We start from the raw sequence: 3771 nt of genomic DNA on the forward strand, positions 1-3771 counted from the left end.
CCGTTCCTGGTGATGCCGGTCGCGGCGGCGCTGCTGTGGAAGCACGCCATCTACAACCCCGACTACGGCCTGCTCAACGGCACCCTCAACGCCGTATACAGGTTCTTCGGAGCGGACAACGGCCCCACCGTCGACTGGGTGTCCTCGTACCCCATGCCGGCCGTCGTGGTGTCGCTGGTGTGGCAGTGGACGCCGTTCATGATGCTGATCCTGCTGGCCGGTCTGCAGGCGCAGCCCGGTGACGTCCTGGAGGCGGCCCGCATGGACGGTGCGTCGGCCCTGGCGACCTTCCGCTTCATCACGCTCCCGCATCTGCGCCAGTACATCGAACTGGGCATCCTGCTCGGCACGATCTACGTCGTGCAGACCTTCGACTCGGTCTACACCATCACCCAGGGCGGTCCCGGTTCGCAGACGACCAACCTGCCCTACGAGATCTATCTGACCATGTTCCGCAAGTACGAGTACGGCGAGGCGGCCGCCGCCGGTGTCGTCGTCGTCCTCGGCTCGATCGTGATCGCGACCTTCGCGCTGCGCACCATCGCGTCGCTGTTCCGCGAGGAGATTGCCCGATGACCCACGCAGCAGTCGCCGCCCCCGGGGCGAGGTTCAAGAAGCTCCTGCGCCGCCGCGACGACCACGGCGGTGCACCCCGGCTCTCCCCGCTGTGGACCTTCGTCGCCTGGCTCGCCACGCTCGCGTTCTTCGCGCCGGTGGCATGGATGGTGCTCACCTCCTTCCACCAGGAGGCCGACGCGGCGACCAACCCGCCGACCCCCTTCGCACCGGTCACCTTCGACCAGTACAAACTGCTGTTCAGCCGGGACATCACCCCCTTCCTCCTCAACTCGGCCATGGCCAGCGTCCTTTCGACGCTCCTCGTACTCGCCCTGGCGGTGCCGACGGCCTACGCGCTGTCCATCAAGCCGGTCGAGAAGTGGACCGACGTGATGTTCTTCTTCCTGTCCACGAAGTTCCTCCCGGCGATCGCGGCCCTGCTGCCGGTGTACCTGATCGTCAAGGACGCCGGGATGCTGGACAACGTGTGGACGCTGGTCGTCCTCTACACCGCCATGAACCTCCCGATCGCGGTGTGGATGATGCGGTCGTTCCTCGCCGAGGTCCCCAAGGAGATCCTGGAGGCGGCCGAGGTCGACGGCGCGGGCCTGCTCACCGTGCTGTGGCGGGTCGTCGCTCCGGTCGCCATGCCCGGACTCGCCGCCACCTCCCTGATCTGCTTCATCTTCAGCTGGAACGAGTTCATGTTCGCCGTCAACCTCACGGCGACACAGGCATCCACCGCCCCGGTTTTCCTGGTCGGCTTCATCACCAACGAGGGCCTCTTCCTGGCCCGGCTGTGCGCCGCCGCCACCCTGGTCTCGCTGCCCGTCCTCATCGCCGGCTTCGCCGCCCAGGACAAACTGGTCCGCGGCCTGTCCCTAGGAGCAGTGAAGTGAAAGCAGCCGTCATCACCCGGCCCGGCACCATCGAACTCTCCACTGTCGACGACCCCGCCCCCGGCCCCCGCGAGGTCGTCGTCGAGGTCGCGGCCACCGGACTGTGCGGCACCGACCTGCACATCCTCCAAGGGGAGTTCGCCCCGAAGCTGCCCATCGTGCCCGGCCACGAGTTCGCCGGGGAGGTCGTCGCGGTCGGCTCCGCCGTCACCGAACTCGGCGTCGGGGCGCGGGTCGCCGTCGACCCGTCGCTGTACTGCTTCGAGTGCCACTACTGCCGCACCGGGCGCAACAACCTCTGTGAACGGTGGGCCGCCATCGGCGTCACCCACCCCGGCGCCGCCGCCGAGTTCGTGGCCGCCCCCGTCGCCAACTGCGCGGTCCTGCCGGACGGCGTGCGCACCGAGGACGCGGCCCTGGTCGAACCGCTGTCCTGCGCCGTGCGCGGCTACGACGTCCTGCGCAGCCGCCTCGCCTCCCGGGTGCTCGTCTACGGCGCCGGAACCATGGGCCTGATGATGCTCCAGCTCGCCAAGGCGACCGGTGCCGCGAGCGTCGACGTCGTCGACATCAACGCCGAACGCCTGGCCACAGCACGGCAGTTGGGCTGTTCCGCCGGTGCCACGTCCGCCGACGAACTCGACCGGCCGCCCTACGGCTGGGATCTGGTCGTCGACGCCACCGGCAACGCCAAGGCCATCCAGGACGCCCTCGGCCGGGTCGGCAAGGGCGGCACCTACCTGCAGTTCGGGGTCTCCGACTACGCGACGACGGCCACCATCTCGCCGTACCGCATCTACAACCAGGAGATCACCATCACCGGCTCCATGGCCGTCCTGCACAGCTTCGAACGGGCCGCGGACCTCTTCGCGACCGGTGTCATCGACCCGGACGTCTTCATCAGCGACCGCCTCCCTCTCGCGTCGTTCCCGGACGCGATCAGCCGCTTCCGGGCGGGCCTCGGCCGCAAGATCCAGATCCAGCCCGGCCTCGCCTCCTCGTGAACGCCCGAACCGAACGGAACTCGCCCACCATGACCGAGCAGATTCGCCGCGTTCTCGTCCGCTCCCTCGACGACATCACCCTCGAGCAGGTGCCCGCCCCCGTCCCCGGGGACGACGAACTCCTCGTACGCACCACGGTCGTCGGCATCTGCGGCTCCGACACCCATGCGGCGGCCGGACATCATCCCTTCATCGACCTGCCCTACCGCCCCGGTCACGAGGCGGTCGGTGTCGTCGCCGCGGCGGGGAAGGGAGCCGAGGACTTCGCCCCCGGCGACCGGGTTCTCATCGAACCCAACCTGTACTGCGGCCGGTGCCCCCAGTGCCGCACCGGCCGCTACAACATCTGCCAGGAACTGAAGGTCTTCGGCTGCCAGACACCCGGCGCCATGACCGACCTGTTCACCATTCCGGCCGACCGGGTCCACCGCGTCCCCGACGGCATGACCGACACCGAGGCCGCCCTCGTCGAACCCCTTGCCACCCCGGTGCACGCCGTGGCCAAGGCCGGGGACCTCACCGGACGGACGGTCGCCGTCCTCGGCGCCGGCCCCATCGGCCTGCTCACCCTCCTCGCCGCCCGGCACGCTGGCGCCGCGAAGACCGCCGTCACCGACCTGCTGCCGGGCAAACGGGACCGCGCTCTGCGTCTCGGCGCCGACACCGCCCTGCCCGCAGACGCCCCCGACCTCGCCGACCAGGCCCACGCGGCGCTCGGCGGACCGGTCGACGTCGTCTTCGACTGCGTGGCCCGGGAGCGGTCCATGGCCCAGGCCATCGACCTGGTGGCCAAGGGCGGCACGATCATCGTCGTCGGCGTCGGAGCCGCAGGCACCACCCCGATCCGCCTCGACCTGGTCCAGGACCGGGAGATCCGCATCGAGGGCACCCTGATGTACACCCGCGACGACTACCGCACCGCGATGTCCCTGCTCACCTCGGGCGCCGTGGACACCGCCGAGATCGTCACCGCCACCTACCCGCTGGAGGACGCCGCCAAGGCCTTCGCCGCGTCCGTCGACCCCGAGCAGGTCAAGGTGCTGGTCACGGTGGACGGTCCGTGAGCGGCCGCTCGGGCGTGTACGGCGACCGTCGCGGTCGCCGCCGCACGGCCGGCCCGAGGTCCGGGGTCCGGACGGGCCCCGGCGCCCACCGGCCCGTGTGGGAAAATGCGAGACCGCAGCGACCGGGAAGGAGGGGCCCGTGACCGCCCGCACCCGCCTGTCCCAGGCCGCCGTCGAGGAACGGCGCCAGACCGTGCTGCGGTATGTCGCCGAGCACGGCGAGACCCGCATCGACGACCTCGCCCG

At 70.2% G+C, this 3771-nt stretch carries 4 protein-coding genes; all 4 read left to right on the forward strand.

The window, feature by feature from the left end; all coding sequences use genetic code 11:
* Positions 1-576: carbohydrate ABC transporter permease (locus ABT057_RS48910; protein ID WP_352351868.1), on the forward strand; the 576-nt coding region annotated here is incomplete at its 5' end.
* On the forward strand, positions 573-1457 hold the full coding sequence (locus ABT057_RS48915; protein ID WP_352351870.1) for a carbohydrate ABC transporter permease: 885 nt from the start codon (positions 573-575) through the stop codon (positions 1455-1457). The genes ABT057_RS48910 and ABT057_RS48915, both read left to right, overlap by 4 nt.
* Positions 1454-2461, forward strand: coding sequence for a zinc-dependent alcohol dehydrogenase family protein (locus tag ABT057_RS48920; protein ID WP_352351872.1), 1008 nt, complete (start codon positions 1454-1456; stop codon positions 2459-2461). Before ABT057_RS48915 ends, ABT057_RS48920 begins: the two co-directional genes overlap by 4 nt.
* Positions 2462-2490: 29 nt before the next feature.
* Positions 2491-3525 carry a zinc-dependent alcohol dehydrogenase gene (locus ABT057_RS48925; protein WP_352351874.1) on the forward strand — a complete coding sequence of 345 codons (1035 nt, stop codon included), beginning with the start codon at positions 2491-2493 and terminating at the stop codon, positions 3523-3525.
* The last annotated feature ends 246 nt before the right edge of the window (positions 3526-3771 follow it).

Source organism: Streptomyces sp. NPDC002588 (assembly GCF_040295925.1).
Lineage (GTDB): Bacteria > Actinomycetota > Actinomycetes > Streptomycetales > Streptomycetaceae > Streptomyces.